Here is an 18,365-nt window from a genome sequence, read left to right on the forward strand (position 1 = left end):
ATCAGCTATCAGTTACATCTTTTTAGCGATGATGTGTCTAATGGTAAAAAATATTAATTAACTCAAACAGCTTCTAAGCTATTTTATAGAAAAATGACCAAATTTTAATTGAAAATTCCGACTGTAATAGTGATTCCATCAATTATTTCGCTTCTAGCTTTTCTTTGCTGCCAGCCTAATATTGATTTTTCATGTCCGGCAACCAACATCCAGCTATCCGCTTTGGTGGTTACTCACACATACTGAACCTGTTATAACCATATAAAGTGGGGGACAATCTGGTTATAAAAGTGGTGCAAATATAGGGGAAAGGAAGTTAATTAAGTTTGTGTTTGGTGGTCTTTGGTCAGTAGTTTTTAGTTGATCATGTTTTCATTCGGGATTTTCTATGTTGATCATGGCATTTGGCGGAAAACCGATTGGCGGATGACGGATTTGCGGATTATCGGATTTTGAATTGACCATTCACCACTCACGCTTTTCTACTCACCCCCAACCCCTCTCTACTTCGTAAAGAGGGGGCCGATTCGGGTAAACTTGAAGAATGGGCATTCGAATCTGGCCCTTTCACTCTTGACTTTTGACTTTTACCTTACTCCCAATCCACCCCCTTCACTTCCTCATACACTCTCCTAACTCCCTCTCCCAACCCAATTTTCGCATTCCAACCTAAGGCACTCAGTTTAGACACATCCATTAGTTTGCGTGGGGTGCCATCTGGTTTGGTTTTGTCAAGAATGATATCACCGGTAAAACCGACTGTTTGTTTGATCAATTGGGCCAGCTCCAATATGGTCAGTTCCTTACCGGAACCGATATTGATCAATCCAGCCTGGTGATAGTGGTTCATCAAAAACAGACAAGCTTCTGCCAGGTCATCTACATGTAAAAACTCGCGTAAAGGTGTACCACTGCCCCATAATACAACAGCAGCATCCTCATTTTTTTTAGCTACAATAAATTTTCGCAACAAAGCCGGAAGTACATGTGATTTTTCCAGATCGTAATTATCATTCGGACCATAGAGATTGGTAGGCATAGCCGAAATAAAATTACAGCCATACTGTGCCCGGTAAGCATCACACAATTCGATACCCGCAATTTTGGCAATAGCATAAGGTTGATTGGTAGATTCGAGATACCCAGATAGTAAATATTCTTCTTTTAAAGGCTGGGGAGCCAGTTTGGGATAAATACAAGATGATCCCAGGAAAAGCAGCTTGGTTACTTTGTTCACATAGGAGGCGTTAATAATATTGCTTTCGATCATCAGGTTTTCGTAAATGAAATCGGCGCGGTAGGTATTGTTAGCCAATATACCCCCTACTTTGGCAGCAGCTAAGAAAACGTATTGAGGCATTTCTAAACTGAAGAAATCATTTACAGCCTGTTGGTTCCGAAGATCCAATTCTTGTGAGGTGCGGGTAATGAGATTGGTGAAGCCCTCTTGCTGAAGTTTTCTAACAATGGCGCTGCCTACCATTCCACGGTGGCCGGCTATGTAAATTTTGGAATGTTTTTCCATTTGGTTTTGGTCTTTGGTCTTTAGCTTTTAGTCTTTAGTCTTGGGTTATTTTTTTTTGGGGGGGGCTTGGGATAGTGGTTTAGGGTATGATACTGATTTTTAAAGCATTAATCCTTTTTTCTATAGTATGTAGCTCTTGTAACAAACTTGCATATTCATCTATGTTCAGATAAGTCACGAGATAGCTGACTTCAATCTGTGTCTCCAGTTCAAAGGAAGATCCAAGTGCGATTTCCAGAAATCTGGAGAAATCTGCAGAGGTCTTTCGGCTACAACCTTCGGCGATATTGGATGGTATAGAAATAGCAGACCGGTTCATTTGTGAAACCAAACCGTATCGTTCCTTATAGGGGAATGCCTGGGTAATCGTATAAACTTTTTTAACAAATAAAAGTGCCTGCACCCAAACATCCAGCTTTCTAAAATCACGCATACCAAAGAGAGGTTTAGTTCTACCAAATTTACCAGAACTATCCAAATCCTACAATGCGGCTTCTACCCAAGAAAATCGCTAATGTAACCCTCCCCCAAAACCAAATCACAGCATAACGAAGATCCCGCTCCCCGGAAGACCAAAGACTAAAGACTAAAGACCAAACGCCAAAGACTAAAGACCATTGACCCACCACAGGCACAACCCAAAATGACGAACTTCGTATCATACATCCTACTCATACTCATTCTTCACATCAAACCCCTTCTCCTTCAAAAACTTACTCTTTTCAAACAACGCCACATCACTCTCCACCATTTCTTTCACCATTTCGGCCAGTGTGTAAGTGGGTTCCCAGCCCAGTTTCTGTTTGGCTTTGGAAGCGTCTCCAATCAACAAATCCACTTCAGTGGGCCGGTAATAACGGGGATCTACCTGTAAAACTACCTGTCCAACCGGCACAGTATATTTACCCGTGCTGGATACTACTTTAGCTATTTCATTTTCCTCTGAACCCTCAAAAGCCAGTTCTACTCCTACTTCAGCAAATGCCATCCGAACAAATTCCCGGATAGGCGTAGTAATACCCGTAGCCAATACAAAATCTTCGGGGGTATCCTGCTGCAAGATGCGCCACATACCTTCAACATAGTCTTTGGCATGGCCCCAGTCGCGCTTGGCGTCCAGGTTACCGAGATATAGTGTATCCTGTAATCCCAGGGCAATTTTTGCCACGGCCCGTGTAATTTTGCGGGTAACAAAGGTTTCGCCACGAACCGGGGATTCGTGGTTAAATAAAATACCATTGCAGGCAAACATACCATAGGCTTCCCGGTAATTCACCGTAATCCAGTAGGCATACATTTTGGCTACCGCATAAGGAGAACGGGGGTAAAAAGGCGTGGTTTCTTTCTGAGGCACTTCCTGCACCAGACCATATAATTCGGAAGTGGAAGCCTGATATACTTTGGTTTTTTTAGTTAATCCCAGTAACCTAACAGCTTCCAGAATCCGTAACGTACCTATTCCATCAGCATTGGCCGTATATTCGGGAGTCTCGAAACTTACCTGAACATGACTCATGGCAGCCAGGTTGTAGATTTCATCGGGTTGCACTTCCTGAATGATTCGGATCAGGTTTGTAGAATCTGTCAGATCCCCGTAATGCAAAATCAAATGGCGATGCGGCACATGAGGATCTTCATAAAAATGGTCGATACGTCCGGTATTGAATAAAGAGCTTCTTCGTTTAATACCGTGCACTTCATACCCCTTTTTCAATAACAATTCCGCCAGATAAGCGCCATCCTGACCGGTTATACCTGTAATAAGGGCTTTCTTCATTGATACATGTTTAAGAATATGGCGAAAATACGCGAATACATGGTATAATTTATATAGCGCTCCTTTAATAAGCCGTTGCAGGCCTTCTTTTATAAAAGGAGTACGAAAGAATTGAAGTTGTAAGTAGTGAATAGTGGCAGGTAATGGTCAATTGCCTATACACCAAAGACCGTGAGTCGTGAGTAGTGAGTGAGCAATGGTCAATCCGCCAATCGTTTTCTGCCAAATGCCAAATGCTAAATGCCAAAAGCTATGAGCCACGAGCTGTGAGTAGTGAGTAGTGAGTGGGCAATGGTTGATCCGTCATCCGCTAATCGTTTTCCGCCAATACGCCTTAACGCCCAATTCTAACAAATAAACTGCTTACCCTTCCTACTCCTAACAAGTCAAAGACCAAATGCCAAAGACTAAAGACCGTGAGTAGTGCATGTGAATGTGTACCAATTACCTAATTACCCAATTACCCAATACACCCCCCTGACATATTTCCAGAAAAAAAAAATCACTTACCCATAGGCAAGTATCAAAAAAGCTCCTATCTTAGCTACGCCCCCCCGAAATTGTTGATTGTTTGGTAATCCGGTTAGATAGGTTTTTTAGGCAGAAAATCCTGTGGACTGCAACCGAGGATTTTGGCTAGGTCGTTGAGATGGCGGAGATTGTAGTGAGCAGGATAGTTTTTGCTCTCCACTTTGCCGATAAAACCAACAGACATACCCAGTTCATAGGCAAGGTCGGACTGAGAAAGGCCGTTTTCGATTCTTTTCTCTTTCACCCGCTCTATTACGTAACTGTCTATTTTGGTTTTCAATACTGCTTAGTATAAGTGATTTAAAATTGAAGATTCTGCAGCTACCACTCAATCACCTATAGGCAAGTATTTGCAGGCACGCAACATTTGCTTCGGGCTTATCCGCCAGAAACCCTGTTGCAGCAGTAACAAGCGGCCAACGCATACAAGCAACAGCAGCGGCCAAAGAACCGTTGCCGGTTAGCGGACATACCGACATACTTTATCGACTTTATATACTTTATTGACTCTATATACTTTATTGACTTTATCAACTTTATATACTTCATGCTCACCCACCACCCCCTGCCTCCCGCACAACTGCCTGTTAACCAAAACAGGATAGTACAGTCAGGGGTATTGTATTACCTGCTGCTGAAACGGCATCCGCACAAAAAACGTTTTCCCGCACTGGCCAATGCCTGCTGCCTTTATAAAAATCATTGCCTGAAAAACCGCCTCTTACCCTCACTCACCGGACAGGCCCTGTGTTTATTGAAAACACAGTTTGCCAAAAAACCCAAGAACCCGGTATAACAGCAGTAGTCTATTCGCTGATTTTCAATCTATTGTACAAACTTAAAACTACTGCAAATGATTCGCATTTTTTGCTTACTGTTATTGTTATGCCCATTACGCAATATGGCACAAAGCATTGTTCTCACAGGAAACATCCGTTCCGCCGCAGACAGTTCTTATCCCATAGCAGATGCTTCACTCAGGCTTCTGCATGCCAGACTTCAATCCTGATGGCAGCCTGATGGCAGCTTCCGTTTTAACAACACAAAACCACCACTGCAAAATGAAATACATGCTTTGTCTACTGGCCTTCCTGTATCTGGGAACTATTTATGGGCAATACACCCGACCACTGACTGTGGGAGACAATGTTCCAGACAGGATCCTTCGACCCCTATTAAATGCACCTTTTACATCTTATCACCTAAAAGCCAAAAAAGGTAAACTGGTCATATTGGATTTCTTCGATACCAGATGCGGTTCCTGCATAGCGTCACTTCCCAGGTTTGATTCCCTGCAAAAACGATTCGGTAATGTGCTCTCCATATTGGTGGTCTGTTCCGAATCTTCAACGGCTATCGGCCGATTCCTGAAAACCAATCCGAAGGGAAAAAATACCCGGTTACCCTTTCTCACTGGTGATGCTGTTCTTCGCCGGCACTTCCCTCATTATCTCTTACCCCATGAGGTCTGGATCAAAAACGGGAAAGTGATGGCCATTACAGAAGCGGAGTCGATTACAGCAGCTAACCTGGAGAAGGCCTTAACCTCAGCCACAATGCAATTACCCCTGAAAAAAGACCTCTTGGATTTTAATCCGAAACTGCCCTTACGTAGTCAGTTAGCGGTGATTGACTCTACGCTTTTCCTGCGCCAGAACCTGCTTACCAGACAGGTCGTGGGGTTAGGTACCAGGCGTGGAACCGAGTATACAACAGCCACCAAAAGGGTATACCATATCAATTGGGGCTTGTTAAGTCTTTTTCAGCATGCCTGGAAATTTCAGGCTAACCGGGTTTTACTGGAGGTACCGGAACCGGCACGCTACCTCGATAAAACCACAGATCCTGAAGAATGGAAAAGGAATAACCTTTTTTGTTACGAAGGGGTTTTCCCGAGTGATTGCCCTGATTCACTTGTATTAGAAGACCTGAAAGCCTCCCTGCAAACGGCCTCCCCCCTGCTGGGTTCCTGGCAAAACAGGGAACTGCCCTGCTATGTTCTTACTACTGAGGGGAATGGGCCTGCCCGATCTAAAGCAGAAAGACCAGCTTACAGGAAAGACAATCTTTCAGACAGTGTATTCATGCAAGGGCATAGCATGCAGGCCATTACAGCTATTTGTAATAGTGCCAACCAGCCTTCTCCCGGCAAAGCCATTATTGTTAATGAAACTGGGATAGACTATCCGATTGACCTCGTTATTCCATTCAAAGCGCTATCAGATCCTGATGTATTAACCGAAGCTTTGATTCCTTACCAACTCAGGCTCACTCCCGCAAAGAGACAGCTTGCTGTATTCGTGTTGACTGAGAACCCATCCTATCATCAAAAAAAATAAACTCACATGAAAAAATACCTGATCATTCTTTTTTATTGCCTTCTCAATGCCTGTAGTGCGTTATTCGCGCAGCCGGGCTTCCAGATCAAAGGGACCCTTATCGGTTCAGACAGTGCGGTTCTGGCAGGAGCCAGGTTGAGCCTGAAGCAATCTAAAACCCAAACACTCTCGGCTTCAGATGGCAGTTTTTTACTGAACTGTCGTTTTGAGAAGGATACATTGACCGTTGAATATATTGGATATCCGAAACTGAGCATGGCAGTAAATGCCTTACAATCAAGGCCAATGCTTATCCGCATGACCGGTAACGGGGAAACCCTGCAGGAAGTAACTGTACAGACAGGTTACCAGTCAATTGCCAGGGATAAAGCCACCGGTTCATTTGCCGTGGTTAGTAACCGTTTATTTAATGAACAGGTAGGCACTTCTGTTCTGGCAAGATTGGATGGAATAGCAAACGGGTTTACCATTGATAAAAAAAGAGCTAATTCTTTTTCTACCGGCATCATGATCCGTGGCCTGAGCACCATTGGCGGCCCGAAGGACCCGTTAATTGTATTAGATAATTTCCCCTACGATGGCGACCTGAATAACATCAATCCCAACGATGTGGAGTCTGTTACGCTTCTAAAAGATGCCGCTGCGGCTGCTATCTGGGGAACAAGGGCCGGTAATGGGGTGATTGTAATTACCACCAAAAAGGGACACTATAACCAGCCTACAACCATTGAATTTTCCTCTAACCTTACTATTGTTGGCAAACCCGACATCTGGTATACAAAACCGATCAGTTCCACAGATTATATCGATGTAGAGCAGTTTTTATATAACAAGGGATTTTATAACAGCAATATTAATTCCGGAAACAAACCCGCTCTCTCCCCCGTGCTGGAACTATTGATCAAAAAATCAAACGGGCAATTGACACCCGCTGAAGCGGATGCCAGGATCAATGCCTTACGCAATGTGGATGTGAGAAATGACTTTCAGAAGTACATCTATCAGCCGGCAGTGCAGCAGCAATATGCACTTTCGATGAGAGGAGGAAACCAACATAGCGCATGGTTACTTTCCGGAGGGTATGATCGTAATATTTCTGAATTATCTGCCTCCCTGCAAAGAATCAGCCTGCGTAGTGAAAACACCATCCGCCTGAATTCCAGACTGCAACTAACAGCAGGTATGTCCTACATACAAAATATCACTACGAGCGGTCAGGGTGGTTATGGCTCCATTACTTCTGGCGGTGGTGTTTCCTTGTATCCCTATGCCATGCTTGCAGACGAAAATGGCAAGGTCCTTGCCTTGAATAAATCTTACCGACAGTCCTATCTCGACACCGTAGGGCAGGGCAAATTGCTTGACTGGAAATACTACCCGCTGGAAGATTACAAACATGCAGTTACGGTCAGTAACCGTTATGATCTGATGGCTTTTGCCAACCTCCATTACAAAATCTCCCCCGACTGGACAGCAGAATTACAATACCGCTATGAGAACCAGCGCACCACCAACCAAACCCTGTATGATCAAGAGAGTTTTTTTGCCAGAAATACCATCAATAACTTCACACAGCTCAATTATGCAACGGGCCAGAAAACCAATCGGGTGCCAGTGGGTGGCATCCTTGATCAATCCAATATCCTGCTGTTGGCCAAGAACTACCGGGGGCAGCTACAGTACAACCGTAGCTGGAGAAACCACCGCTTAAGTGGGCTGGCAGGTGCCGAGATCCGCGAAGTGAATACCAATACCAATACGTACCGCATATATGGTTATAACCCGGATAACCTGACCTCCGTCAGCGTGGATTATACAAGTACCTATCCGCAATTCGTAACCGGGTTCTCATCCTTTATTCCCAATACTAATTTTCTCTCCCAATTAACCAATCGGTATGTATCCACTTACGCCAATTTTGCCTGGACCTATCTGGATCGGTATACCCTTTCAGCGAGCGGTCGCCGGGATGCCTCCAATATTTTTGGTGTGAACACCAACCAGAAATGGACCCCACTCTGGTCATCCGGCCTGTCCTGGTTGATTTCGAAAGAAAAATTTTATAGAGTTGACTGGTTGCCCTTCCTCAAGTTGAACATGAGTTACGGTTATAGCGGCAATATCAATCCCAACCAATCAGCGCTGACCACCATGATGACCCAGTCAACTTCCCCCTATACCCTATTGCCGATGGCAACCATCAGCCAGTACGGCAACCCAGACCTGCGCTGGGAAAAATCCGCCCAGTTTAATATACGTCTGGAATTTAAATCACTGCGTAATCGGTTGAGTGGTACCATAGAATATTTCTCTAAAACTGGAAAGGATCTCTATGGACTGACACCCATAGACTATACCGGTGTGATTGTAAACACACTTGTAAAAAATACCGCTTCCATGAAGGGGTCAGGATGGGATCTGGAACTAAACAGCCTGAATATTGATCGGAAATTCAAATGGCAAACCACACTCCTGTGGAACATAGCAAAAAACAAGGTAACCGAGTATTACACCAATTCAGCCAGGGCGTCATCGTACATTTTAGACGCCGGAACCTATTCCCTTTCTCCCTTAAAAGATTACCCGGTATATTCGGTCTTTTCTTACCCCTTTGCGGGTCTGGATCCGCTCTCAGGCAATCCACAGGGAATCTTCAACAAACAATTGAGCACCGACTATACGGCGTTGGTGGGAGATTCCCTGAAAAACGCGGTGTACAATGGTTCGGCGGTTCCCTTATCACAACTGGCATTGAGAAATACCTTTACTTATGGACGGTTTTCACTCATAGTCAATATCGTGGGCAAAACCGGTTATTATTTCCGTCGTAGTACCATTGACTACTATAATCTCTTCAATAATGGCGCGGGCCATGCAGATTTCGTCAGAAGATGGCAGAAGCCAGGTGATGAAACTACTACCACCGTTCCCTCTATGACTTATCCATTGGTAACAAACAGAGATGTCTTTTATAAGGGTTCTGAACCCCTTGTGGAAAAAGGCGATCATATCCGCCTGCAGTATATCAACCTTAGTTATGAATATGCACCTGGCAAAAAGAGAAATTCTCCTTTTAGTCGAATCAGGGTATTTGCCAATGCCAGTAACCTGGGTATTCTCTGGCGAGCCAATACTGCCAAACTGGATCCTGATTATCTGGATAACACCATACCACCTTCCGCCTCTTTTTCAGTAGGATGCAACCTTAGTTTTTAATTACTAAACAAACAACTATGAAACAACAATATACATTCACAATCAGTTTTTTACTAGTCGTATCCATCTTACTCGGTTCCTGTACAAAATACCTGGACACTAAACCCAACCAGGCATTGTCGGTACCCAGGTCACTGGCTGAACTACAGTCCTTGTTGGATACTTATTACAAGCTGAATAATACAGATCCGGGATCTTCTGAAACCAGTGCTGATAATTATTATCTGACAGATGCGGATTGGAATACGCTGGCAGAACCGTACAGAAGACAGTATACCTGGCAGGATGACCGGGTATTTTCCAATTACCAGAATGACTGGTCTTATATATACAGTACTGTATTTGTAACAAATGTCGTTCTGGATAATATTACATCCATTGAGAGAACTGCCGCCAATCAAACAGAGTGGGGTAATATAAAGGGGTCAGCTTTGGTATTTCGGGCCCGGTCTTTCCTACAGGCTGCCTTCATCTGGTGCGGACCTTATATACCGGCCAATGCAGAAACGGCGATGGGAATACCCCTTCGCCTGTCGCAGGATTTTAACGAGAAATCTACCAGAAGCACACTAAAGCAAACCTATGATCAGATTTTGCAGGACTTGAAGGAAGCTGCCGATCGCCTGGCCCCCACCCCTCTGCATATAATGCGTCCTTCCAAAGCTGCTGCATACGGATTGCTCGCCAGAACCTATCTTTCGATGGGGAACTATGATAGTTGCCTATTGTATGCTGATAAGTCTTTACAAATCAAGAGCACACTGCTGAACTATAATACATTGAATGCGAATAATGCTTTTCCTTTCCCACAACTCAACACAGAAGTCGTGATGGAAAATGTAATGCCAGTCCCGGCCCCCATATCCATTAACCGGGCGAAGATTGATTCAACCCTTTATAATAGTTATCATCCCAATGATCTGCGCAAAACCCTGTATTTTAAAAGCAATGGCAATGGAACTTATGGGTTTAAAGGCAGCTATGAAGGAGGAGGCAATCTCTTTAGTGGGGTAGCTACAGACGAGGTTTACCTGATGCGGGCTGAAGCCCATGCAAAACTGGGTAACTTGACTAAGGCCATGGCAGACCTGAATACCTTACTGCAGACCCGCTGGCGGACCGGAACCTATATACCGGTTTCCAATGTAACAGCAACAGCCTTATTACAATTGATACGAGCCGAAAGAAGAAAGGAACTGTTGATGCGGGGTCTGAGATGGATGGATTTGAAAAGACTAAATGTAGAGGGGAGCAATATTACACTGACAAGAGTGTTGGGAGGTCAGACCTATACCTTGCCACCCAATGATCCGAGGTACGCTATTGCGATTCCCGAAGAAATCATACAGTTATCCGGGATTACCCAGAACCCGAGATAAAAACGAAAGAACACCAATGATAACTGCTCATTGGTGTTCTTTTTGGAATGCCTAGTCCCTTTCAGTGATCACCTGCGCATCAAACAGTTCCTGCTTGTTGGACTGCTGGTTGAGCCAGTTCATGTAATCTTCGATACTGGAGTACCCGTTCGGCACCTGGACCTCACAGGCCAAAGTGCTACCAGAACATCCACCAGATGGTGGATTGACGTCATACTTGGTGTGATCAAACTCTTCACCGGAGGCACCGGTAAAATAATAGGTCAGCACCAGGTTGTTTTTGGGTGCGGGCTTCATGGCAACGGCACCGGCCACTGCCAGCAGCAGGGCCAGGATCGGAAGGATAGATGATAATTTTTTCATGATGATTTTTTTAAGTGTGAAAAAAAGAAACCCATGTGTTGCTCCTTAGGCAACATTGGTGAAAGAAATATCGCCTACTCTTTTATACAGGTTTTCGGCTTTCCCTGTTATGCATGCATCTCTTTCATTTCTTTTTTTTTTGCAGGTACCCACCCAACACCGATACCCCCAACAATACCAGGTTTACCACCCCGTGCTGCCCCCAACTTAAGCCGCTTAGAAAACCACCGCAGGCACAGGGCGCCCGGTTAAACCAACCAAGCAACACCGCCCCAACATACAGTGTAAACGCCCCCATCAGCACCACCGATAACCGAAACCCCCATATTACCAGCTTCGGAAAAAAGAGCAACACCGCAACGGCTAACTCCAGCAAGGGCAGCACCCCTATCAATACGTCAGCCAACCAGCGGGCAAAGGGCTGGTTATGCATATCATGTACAAACTGCCCAAAAGAAAACCATTTGCTGAATGCTACATAGCTATACAGCCATATCAACATTAACCGGATAACAAACAGTACACTGTTTTTCATAGCACCAAATTAGCAGGGTGTTTTTATGAGGGATGGGGTTTCTTGTATGAGGGAAGGGGGGGATAATGATAGAATGATAGGATGATAGAATGATAGGATGATAGAATAATAGAATCGGGATTGACAATTGCCCATTCACCACTCACTACTCACTACTCACAGCTCGTGGCTCGCAGCTCATAGCTCTTGGCATTTGGCAGAAAACGATTGGCGGATTAGGGGGATTGGGTAATTAGGGATTGACAATTGCCTATTCACCATTCACTACTCACTACTCACCATTCAATAGTCGCGTAAGTTTTTCAGTCAGGGCGGGTAATTCGTTGGTGACGATATCCATGATTACTTCGTGATCTATGCCGAAATAAAAATGGATGATGCGGTTGCGGGTGTCCGACATTTCGCGCCAGGGTAGGGATGGATGTTTTTTTTGGTATTCCTTGCTGATCTTCTTAGAAGCTTCGCCCATAATCTCCAGAGAACGGGTTACTGCGCGGTCAAGCATAATATTGCTTCGAAGGTCTTCTATGCTTGTGTCTTTCATAAAAGCGGCAATATTGCACGCTTCGTCCAGTACATGTCGTACAAAATCTTCATCAGATAACGACATCCTGTACTTCTTTTAAAATGTGCGGACCAATATAAGGGCTCAATGATTCACGTGTAACCAACTCAACTTTCCGCCCGAGTAAATCTTCCAGGAAATAGCCAAGATTCATCAGGTTGCGAAATGTTTTTTGGCCACTTGTAAAGTCAACTAAGAAGTCTACATCACTTTTTTTATGAATTTCCCGGTCACGTACAAAGGAGCCAAACAATCCCAGCCTCTGAATACCATAGGCGCGAATCTGCGGACCATGCTCTTTCAAAAGCTGCAAAAGAGATTCCTTATTTGTAACAGCAGTAGGCATACGTTAAAGGTAAGATAATCCCTAAAAATAGCGAAATGCTTTTGAGCGAATGGCATTGGGCGTTTTGGCGTATTGGCGTATTAGCGCATTAGGTAATTAGGGATTGACAATTGCCTATTCACCATTCACGATTTTCCACTCACCCCCGGCCCCTCTCTGCTGCGCAAAGAGGGGGGATTGATTCGTGTTATCGTTATTGCCCATTCACCATTCACAACTCATAGCTCTTGGCATTTAGCAAAAACACGATTAGCGGATTGCCCATCCACTCATCCACTCATTCACTCATTCTATCATCCCCTCCTCCCCCTCCTCCAGATCACTCATCGATACCAGATTATTTTTGATAGCGTATATGGCTACTCCGGCGGATGTTTTTACGCACATTTTTTTGTAGATGCGGGCGCGGTTATTCTCGATGGTGCGGGGACTCAGGGAAAGGGTATGGGCAATTTGCTGGTTGCTTTTTTCGAGGCAGATCAGGTAGATAAGGATTCTTTCATGATGGGAGAATTTGGATATCCGCTTATTGGAAAATGGATTGTAGCTGCTTCTGCTGATGAGCCTCACCATTTTGGCCGTGGTGGCCTGGCAGAAATAAGGGTACCCACGACTGATCTGATCCAGTGCGGTAAAGAGTTCCTGTTTCGGCATATTCTTGGTAATATACCCCCTTGCGCCCGCTTCCAGGGCTTCGATAACGGAGAGATCGTTTTCATAATTAGTGAGCACCAGGCATTTACAGGTGGGGCGTGCCTGCGTGATTTTATTGATGGCATGGGCGCCGCTGAGCATTGGCATGCGCAGATCGGTGAGTACGATCTGTGGCTGGTATAAGTCGGCCAGCATTACCAGCTCCATCCCGTTATGGGCTTCGGCCACCACTTCGTAGGTATGCTGGGTTTGAAACAAACCTTTCAGGCCATCGAGGTAAAGATCATGATCATCTGCCAGCAGTATCCGTATGGGTGTCTTATTCATGATCGCAGCGATTGTAAGGGTATACGAATGGTTATATCCGTGCCGTTACCGGGTGCAGAACGAATGGATAAATGCGCTTTGAGAATATTGGCCCTGGACTGTATATGCGATAGCCCCGTACCCTTTAGCCAGGTAGCTGCCTGCTCGGGTAAAAAGCCAATACCGTTATCTGAGAGAGAAAGAATGACTGATTTCCTGTTCTCCCTTAGCTGTAATAAAATACGGCTGCAACGGGCATGTTTCAGTGCATTCGTAAGCAGTTCGCGCATCAGCCGGTACAGATGCACCGATTTGGGAAGAGAGTAGCCATGATCCACGATTTGAATATCTGCGGTGATGGCAACAGGATGATTACTGGCAATGTCTTCCACATAATCCTGTATGGCAATGGCCAGGCCGCGTGTTTCCAGGATAACCGGCACAAAATTATAAGCGATCTCCCTGATCTTGGTTCGGAGGATCAGGGTTTGGTGGTAGATCTTATCAACAACAGGTAAAGAGTTATGCGTCTGCACCTGCTGTGCCAGCAGGCTGATACTGGCAAGGCCCGTACCCAGTTCATCGTGCAGGTCGGTATGTATCCTTCTTCGTTCCGCATCAATCAGTTCTACTTCGCGGGCCAGTTGCAGGTGGTATTGCTGCAGGCGCAGGCGGAACCGGCGGATCAGGGTAACGAGTACTATGAGTAATAGTATACTCATAAAGGCAAGACAGGTCAGGAATACCTGTTTGAGGTCAAGGGTTGTTTGGGTATCCATAAGATAGCGAGGGTGTAGGTAATATGAATCAATATATTGATCAATGCGAGGACCAGCCATAACTGCCGACTGACAACAGAAAACGGGTGACTGGCGAAAAAGCTGAAAAGGAGGATAAAACTCCGGTAAGTATGGTATACGAAAAAGGAAAGACAGAGTGCAAGGTCGGTCTTTTGCAGAACATGGGTGGAACCACCCAGCAACAACTGTGTAACGGCATCGATGCTGAAATAAACCATGATGAGGGAAGCGCCGATCCGGAACCATACATTGGCCTGGCCTATGCCATGTAACCAGATATTATCGGCAAGCCAGATGACAAGTCCGGTTAAAGCGGCAACGGCGAGGGTGCTATTTGTCTGTGCATCTATTCTTGCCAATTGCCAAAGCAGGAGCAGGTATTCGATGAGGGTATAACAGTTGGCGTTTACCTGGTTGCTGTGCCACCAGTATGCCGCTGCATAACTGATGAGTTCGTTCAATGCACCAGCGAGTAATAAAAATACCAGCGGTGTGTAGCGGTAAGATAAACGCCGGTACCTGCCTGCGGCCGCTATAAGCGGCAACAGGATAGAGCAGGCAGATACCAGCAGGATATCAAAATCGCGCATGTCATGCATTTAAGGGCGAAGGCGTTGGACAGATCGGGGGGCATTGAATGGCTTCTTCCAGCAAAATACCTTCATCATCAGTAAGGGTTGCTGGCCCGGCCGGGGGGAGGATATCATGTCCGTTGGCATCTACACCTACCAAAATGGTACAGATTCGTTGGTCGGGCTTTCGTCCTAAATATACGCGAAAAGACCGACAACCCGGCTGGTTCAGCAGCGCCAGTACGGAACTGCCGTTATAGACTTCAGAAAAAAACGCGTCAGCAACGGGTGTGTCGCGGTAACGGGTGGTAAGCGCTATGGCTTCCTGCAATGAGATTTGATTTGGGATCATAATTTTTGTTTTTGACAAAAGAAGCAGATATATAGTATGCTACATAGAGTATTTATACTCGATTTTTGGTGGGAAATACTCTATTTTTCGCGGAAAGTATCCTGCATAAGTGGACAAGGGTAGATTTACAGTCCTTTTCACATGCAGTTGCAACTGAACCATACACTTCTTGTCTGCACGAAGCAGGTACCCGATCACCTGCTTGTCTACCGCCTGCCCGGCACCGAAGCAAGTGCCTGGACCGATCACCAGCGTTCTATCCTGTTACAAAACCAGACAATAGGTACTGCTGATATATTGTATGTAGTAGCATCGCTCAAACAGGCTGACCTGTTACAGTTACGGCGCTCAATAACAGATCGTTTATTTGGCATCGCTTTCTCAGGTGAATGCTGTTTACAACTCGACAATGAAATGCCCCTGCTGCTTGATCCGGCGCATTTTGTTACAGGCAGTGGTAAGGAAACAGGCGTCTGGGCTGAGTGGAAAAACGAACAGTTCCTGCATTTACTGTTGATCCATTACCCTGAATCTGCCAGGGATCAGCCATCGGTTCGTAATGGCTGCTGGCAGACGATTGGCCGGGCCAATACCCGCCTGATACGTTCCTGTTTGCTATTAACGCAGGCTTCCTATTCGCCGCAGCCCTTACCGTTTCACCATACCTGTGTAGCTCATATCAAAGACATGATCCGAAAGCAGGTATATGGAGAGATCGGCTCTACGGAGCTGACACTTGCCGATATCCAGCAGCTGTTTGCGGTAAAACAGTATATACAGCAACATATACGCGACACACCGGATACCGGGTGGCTTGCCCAACTGCATGGAATAAGCAAGACGAAACTGGAGAAAGGTTTCAATTACCTGTTTCAGAACAGCCCATACCGTTTCATAGAAAAGGAAAAAATGGAACTGGCCAAACAGGAACTGGATTCCTACAAAAGCATCAAAGAAATAGCCCGCCTCTGCGGTTACAACAACGCCAGCAATTTCAGTACGGCTTTCAGAAGAAATACAGGTTGTTCGCCGGGGGAGTATAGAAGGAGGGGGAGAGAATGAGAGAATGAGAGAATGAGAGAATGAGAGAATGAGTGGATGAGTGAATGGTCTTTGGTCTTTAGTCTTTGGTCTTTCGCAGAGCGGGATCTTAGCTTCGCTACGATTTGGCATTTAGCGCATTGGGTTTCGGACGCCTGCCTGCGGCATGCGATTTTTTTCGGGCTTTCAACAAACGCTCATTCACTCATCCATTCAATTTGCTACGCTTCCCGTCATTTCGAAGCCGCCAATGGCGGGAGAGAAATCTTATGACGTAAGTAGTTATAAGCTTAGGATTACCCGCTAATTTATATTCTATATACCTCCAAATTAGTAGCAGCGCTGAATCGTATAACTACTTACCCATTTATTACAGATCTGCCAATGCGCTAATGCGCCAATACGCTGAGCTGTGAGCCGCGAGCCGTGAGTAGTGAGTGGTCAATATTCAATCCGCAAATTATGTTTTTGCTAAATGCTAAATGCCAAGAGCTATGAGCCATGAGCTGCGAGCAGTGAGCAGTGAGTGGTGAGTAGTGAGTGGTGAATAGGCAGTGCGTACCAATTACCCAATGCGCTGAGCTGTGAGCCGTGAATCGTGAGTAGTGAGTGGTGAGTGGTGAGTAGGCAGTGCTTACCAATTACCTATTTACTTTATTTACTTTATTTACTTTATTTACTTTATTTACTTTATTTACCTAATTACCGAACCCCTACAACCTCCCATCCACCCAACGCCTATCCACCACTCCCTTCGCATCAAAAATAATCGCCCCGGATTGTTTGAACCGGGCAAAATCAATATCCAGAAAGGCTGTATGTGCCACTGCCAATATAATACCATCATAGGTATCCTCTAATTGATCCGTTAAGGTAATGGCATATTCTTTTTCAACAGCCCCTTTATCTACATAGGGATCATGGATACAAACAGACAGTCCGGCATTGCGTAAAGTGTGATAAATATCTACCACCTTGGTATTACGTGTATCGGCACAATTTTCTTTAAAGGCGATACCGAGAATCAAGATTTGTAAACCGCGGATATTCCCTGTATGTCTGGCGGCAAGGAGGGTAATTGTTTTTTCGGCCACAAAAACGCCCATCCGGTCATTCACTTCTCTACCTGACAGGATTACTTTTGGCTGGTAGCCCAATTGCATGGCTTTATAAGCGAGGTAATAAGGATCTACTCCAATACAGTGCCCACCTACCAAACCCGGTGTAAAGGGAAGAAAATTCCATTTGGTAGCGGCGGCTTTTAATACTTCCTGTGTGTCAATACCCATCCTGTCGAATATGAAAGCGAGTTCATTCATGAAGGAAATATTCACGTCACGCTGGGCATTTTCAATGGCTTTGGCCGCTTCGGCAACCTTTATACTTGGTGCCATATAGGTACCTGCTGTAATGACACCGGCATACAGCTCATCCACCAGTTTGGCAATAGCAGGTGTTGACCCGGAAGTTACTTTTAGAATAGAGGTAACCGGCCTTGTTTTATCACCGGGATTAATTCTTTCAGGAGAATACCCACAGAAAAAATCAATATTATAGGTTAAGCCACTTGCTTGTTCCAATACAGGCACACAATCTTCTTCTGTACAACCCGGATAAACGGTTGATTCATACACAACAATATCCCCTTTCTTTAATACACTACCCACCTGTTGTGATGCCTGTATCAGAAAATGCAGATCAGGTTCTTTCTGCACGGTAAGTGGTGTAGGTACTGTAATAATGTATATAGTGCAGTCAGCAATGGCGACAAGTTGGTGTGAAAAAGTCAGGTTAGACTGATCCGCAAGTATTTCCGGAGTCACTTCATGCGTCCGGTCAAACCCATGCTGTAGTTCCTCTATCCTTTTGAGATCTATATCATACCCCGTTACCCGGTACTTTGTTGCAAAAGCCAATGCCAAAGGCAGACCCACATATCCTAATCCAACAATCGCAATATGGTGTGTAGGATTCATAGGGATAAAGATAATGTGTTGTAATTGATTCTGGGGGGAGGTGAATGATAGTATGATAGAATGATAGAATGGTCAATCTGCTAAGCTT

At 45.1% G+C, this 18,365-nt stretch carries 18 protein-coding genes; 5 read left to right on the forward strand and 13 right to left on the reverse strand.

What is annotated here, in order from left to right; translation table 11 throughout:
- Positions 1-592 precede the first annotated feature (592 nt).
- From AC1RNB_RS12070 to AC1RNB_RS12085, 4 genes are all read right to left on the reverse strand, one after another.
- Positions 593-1,525, reverse strand: coding sequence for a GDP-L-fucose synthase family protein (locus tag AC1RNB_RS12070; RefSeq protein ID WP_493083103.1), 933 nt, complete (start codon positions 1,523-1,525; stop codon positions 593-595).
- Positions 1,526-1,604: 79 nt separating this feature from the next.
- Positions 1,605-1,958 (reverse strand): four helix bundle protein, encoded by a 354-nt coding sequence (locus AC1RNB_RS12075; RefSeq protein WP_493083105.1) that lies wholly within the window; start codon positions 1,956-1,958, stop codon positions 1,605-1,607.
- A gap of 234 nt (positions 1,959-2,192) precedes the next feature.
- Entirely contained in the window at positions 2,193-3,302 is a 1,110-nt protein-coding gene (gmd, locus tag AC1RNB_RS12080; RefSeq protein ID WP_493083106.1) for a GDP-mannose 4,6-dehydratase, read from the reverse strand.
- Positions 3,303-3,885: 583 nt separating this feature from the next.
- A complete protein-coding gene (locus AC1RNB_RS12085; RefSeq protein WP_493083107.1) occupies positions 3,886-4,113 on the reverse strand; it encodes a helix-turn-helix domain-containing protein in 228 nt (75 codons plus the stop codon).
- Positions 4,114-4,380: 267 nt separating this feature from the next.
- On the opposite strand from AC1RNB_RS12085, the gene AC1RNB_RS12090 reads away from it, so the two are divergent.
- The 4 genes from AC1RNB_RS12090 (at position 4,381) to AC1RNB_RS12105 (ending at position 10,767) form a co-directional block, all read left to right on the forward strand.
- Positions 4,381-4,629: a hypothetical protein gene (locus tag AC1RNB_RS12090; protein WP_493083109.1), complete on the forward strand. Its 249-nt coding sequence runs from the start codon at positions 4,381-4,383 to the stop codon at positions 4,627-4,629.
- A gap of 274 nt (positions 4,630-4,903) precedes the next feature.
- Positions 4,904-6,172 (forward strand): TlpA family protein disulfide reductase, encoded by a 1,269-nt coding sequence (locus AC1RNB_RS12095; RefSeq protein ID WP_493083110.1) that lies wholly within the window; start codon positions 4,904-4,906, stop codon positions 6,170-6,172.
- Between the two features lie 6 nt (positions 6,173-6,178).
- Positions 6,179-9,388 (forward strand): SusC/RagA family TonB-linked outer membrane protein, encoded by a 3,210-nt coding sequence (locus AC1RNB_RS12100; protein ID WP_493083112.1) that lies wholly within the window; start codon positions 6,179-6,181, stop codon positions 9,386-9,388.
- Positions 9,389-9,405: 17 nt separating this feature from the next.
- A complete protein-coding gene (locus AC1RNB_RS12105) occupies positions 9,406-10,767 on the forward strand; it encodes a RagB/SusD family nutrient uptake outer membrane protein (RefSeq protein ID WP_493083114.1) in 1,362 nt (453 codons plus the stop codon).
- Positions 10,768-10,818: 51 nt separating this feature from the next.
- Here AC1RNB_RS12105 and AC1RNB_RS12110 read toward each other — a convergent pair whose 3' ends face one another.
- The 8 genes from AC1RNB_RS12110 to AC1RNB_RS12145 all read right to left on the reverse strand — a co-directional run bounded on the left by AC1RNB_RS12110 (position 10,819) and on the right by AC1RNB_RS12145 (position 15,260).
- The gene (locus tag AC1RNB_RS12110; protein ID WP_493083116.1) at positions 10,819-11,130 is read right to left on the reverse strand and encodes a DUF6520 family protein; all 312 of its coding nucleotides are present in this window, start codon (positions 11,128-11,130) and stop codon (positions 10,819-10,821) included.
- 124 nt (positions 11,131-11,254) lie between these two features.
- The gene (locus AC1RNB_RS12115) at positions 11,255-11,665 is read right to left on the reverse strand and encodes a MauE/DoxX family redox-associated membrane protein (RefSeq protein WP_493083118.1); all 411 of its coding nucleotides are present in this window, start codon (positions 11,663-11,665) and stop codon (positions 11,255-11,257) included.
- Between the two features lie 271 nt (positions 11,666-11,936).
- The gene (locus AC1RNB_RS12120; RefSeq protein ID WP_493083120.1) at positions 11,937-12,275 is read right to left on the reverse strand and encodes a HepT-like ribonuclease domain-containing protein; all 339 of its coding nucleotides are present in this window, start codon (positions 12,273-12,275) and stop codon (positions 11,937-11,939) included.
- Complete coding sequence (locus AC1RNB_RS12125) at positions 12,262-12,576, reverse strand: nucleotidyltransferase family protein (RefSeq protein WP_493083122.1); 315 nt, start codon at positions 12,574-12,576, stop codon at positions 12,262-12,264. Before AC1RNB_RS12125 ends, AC1RNB_RS12120 begins: the two co-directional genes overlap by 14 nt.
- Before the next feature lie 285 nt (positions 12,577-12,861).
- Positions 12,862-13,557, reverse strand: a complete 696-nt coding sequence (locus AC1RNB_RS12130) for a response regulator (RefSeq protein ID WP_493083124.1) — start codon at positions 13,555-13,557, stop codon at positions 12,862-12,864.
- On the reverse strand, positions 13,554-14,315 hold the full coding sequence (locus tag AC1RNB_RS12135; RefSeq protein ID WP_493083126.1) for a sensor histidine kinase: 762 nt from the start codon (positions 14,313-14,315) through the stop codon (positions 13,554-13,556). Before AC1RNB_RS12135 ends, AC1RNB_RS12130 begins: the two co-directional genes overlap by 4 nt.
- Positions 14,273-14,926 carry a hypothetical protein gene (locus AC1RNB_RS12140; RefSeq protein WP_493083128.1) on the reverse strand — a complete coding sequence of 218 codons (654 nt, stop codon included), beginning with the start codon at positions 14,924-14,926 and terminating at the stop codon, positions 14,273-14,275. The genes AC1RNB_RS12135 and AC1RNB_RS12140 overlap by 43 nt, the downstream gene beginning before the upstream one ends.
- A 1-nt stretch (position 14,927) precedes the next feature.
- The gene (locus AC1RNB_RS12145) at positions 14,928-15,260 is read right to left on the reverse strand and encodes a hypothetical protein (protein ID WP_493083130.1); all 333 of its coding nucleotides are present in this window, start codon (positions 15,258-15,260) and stop codon (positions 14,928-14,930) included.
- A gap of 141 nt (positions 15,261-15,401) precedes the next feature.
- Between AC1RNB_RS12145 and AC1RNB_RS12150 the strand changes: the two genes are divergently transcribed.
- Entirely contained in the window at positions 15,402-16,322 is a 921-nt protein-coding gene (locus AC1RNB_RS12150) for an AraC family transcriptional regulator (RefSeq protein ID WP_493083132.1), read from the forward strand.
- Positions 16,323-17,014: 692 nt separating this feature from the next.
- On the opposite strand, the gene AC1RNB_RS12155 is transcribed toward AC1RNB_RS12150, so the two are convergent.
- Complete coding sequence (locus AC1RNB_RS12155; protein WP_493083134.1) at positions 17,015-18,277, reverse strand: nucleotide sugar dehydrogenase; 1,263 nt, start codon at positions 18,275-18,277, stop codon at positions 17,015-17,017.
- Between the last annotated feature and the right edge of the window lie 88 nt (positions 18,278-18,365).

The sequence above is a fragment of the Sediminibacterium sp. GW821-FHT12F12 genome, from assembly GCF_058806635.1.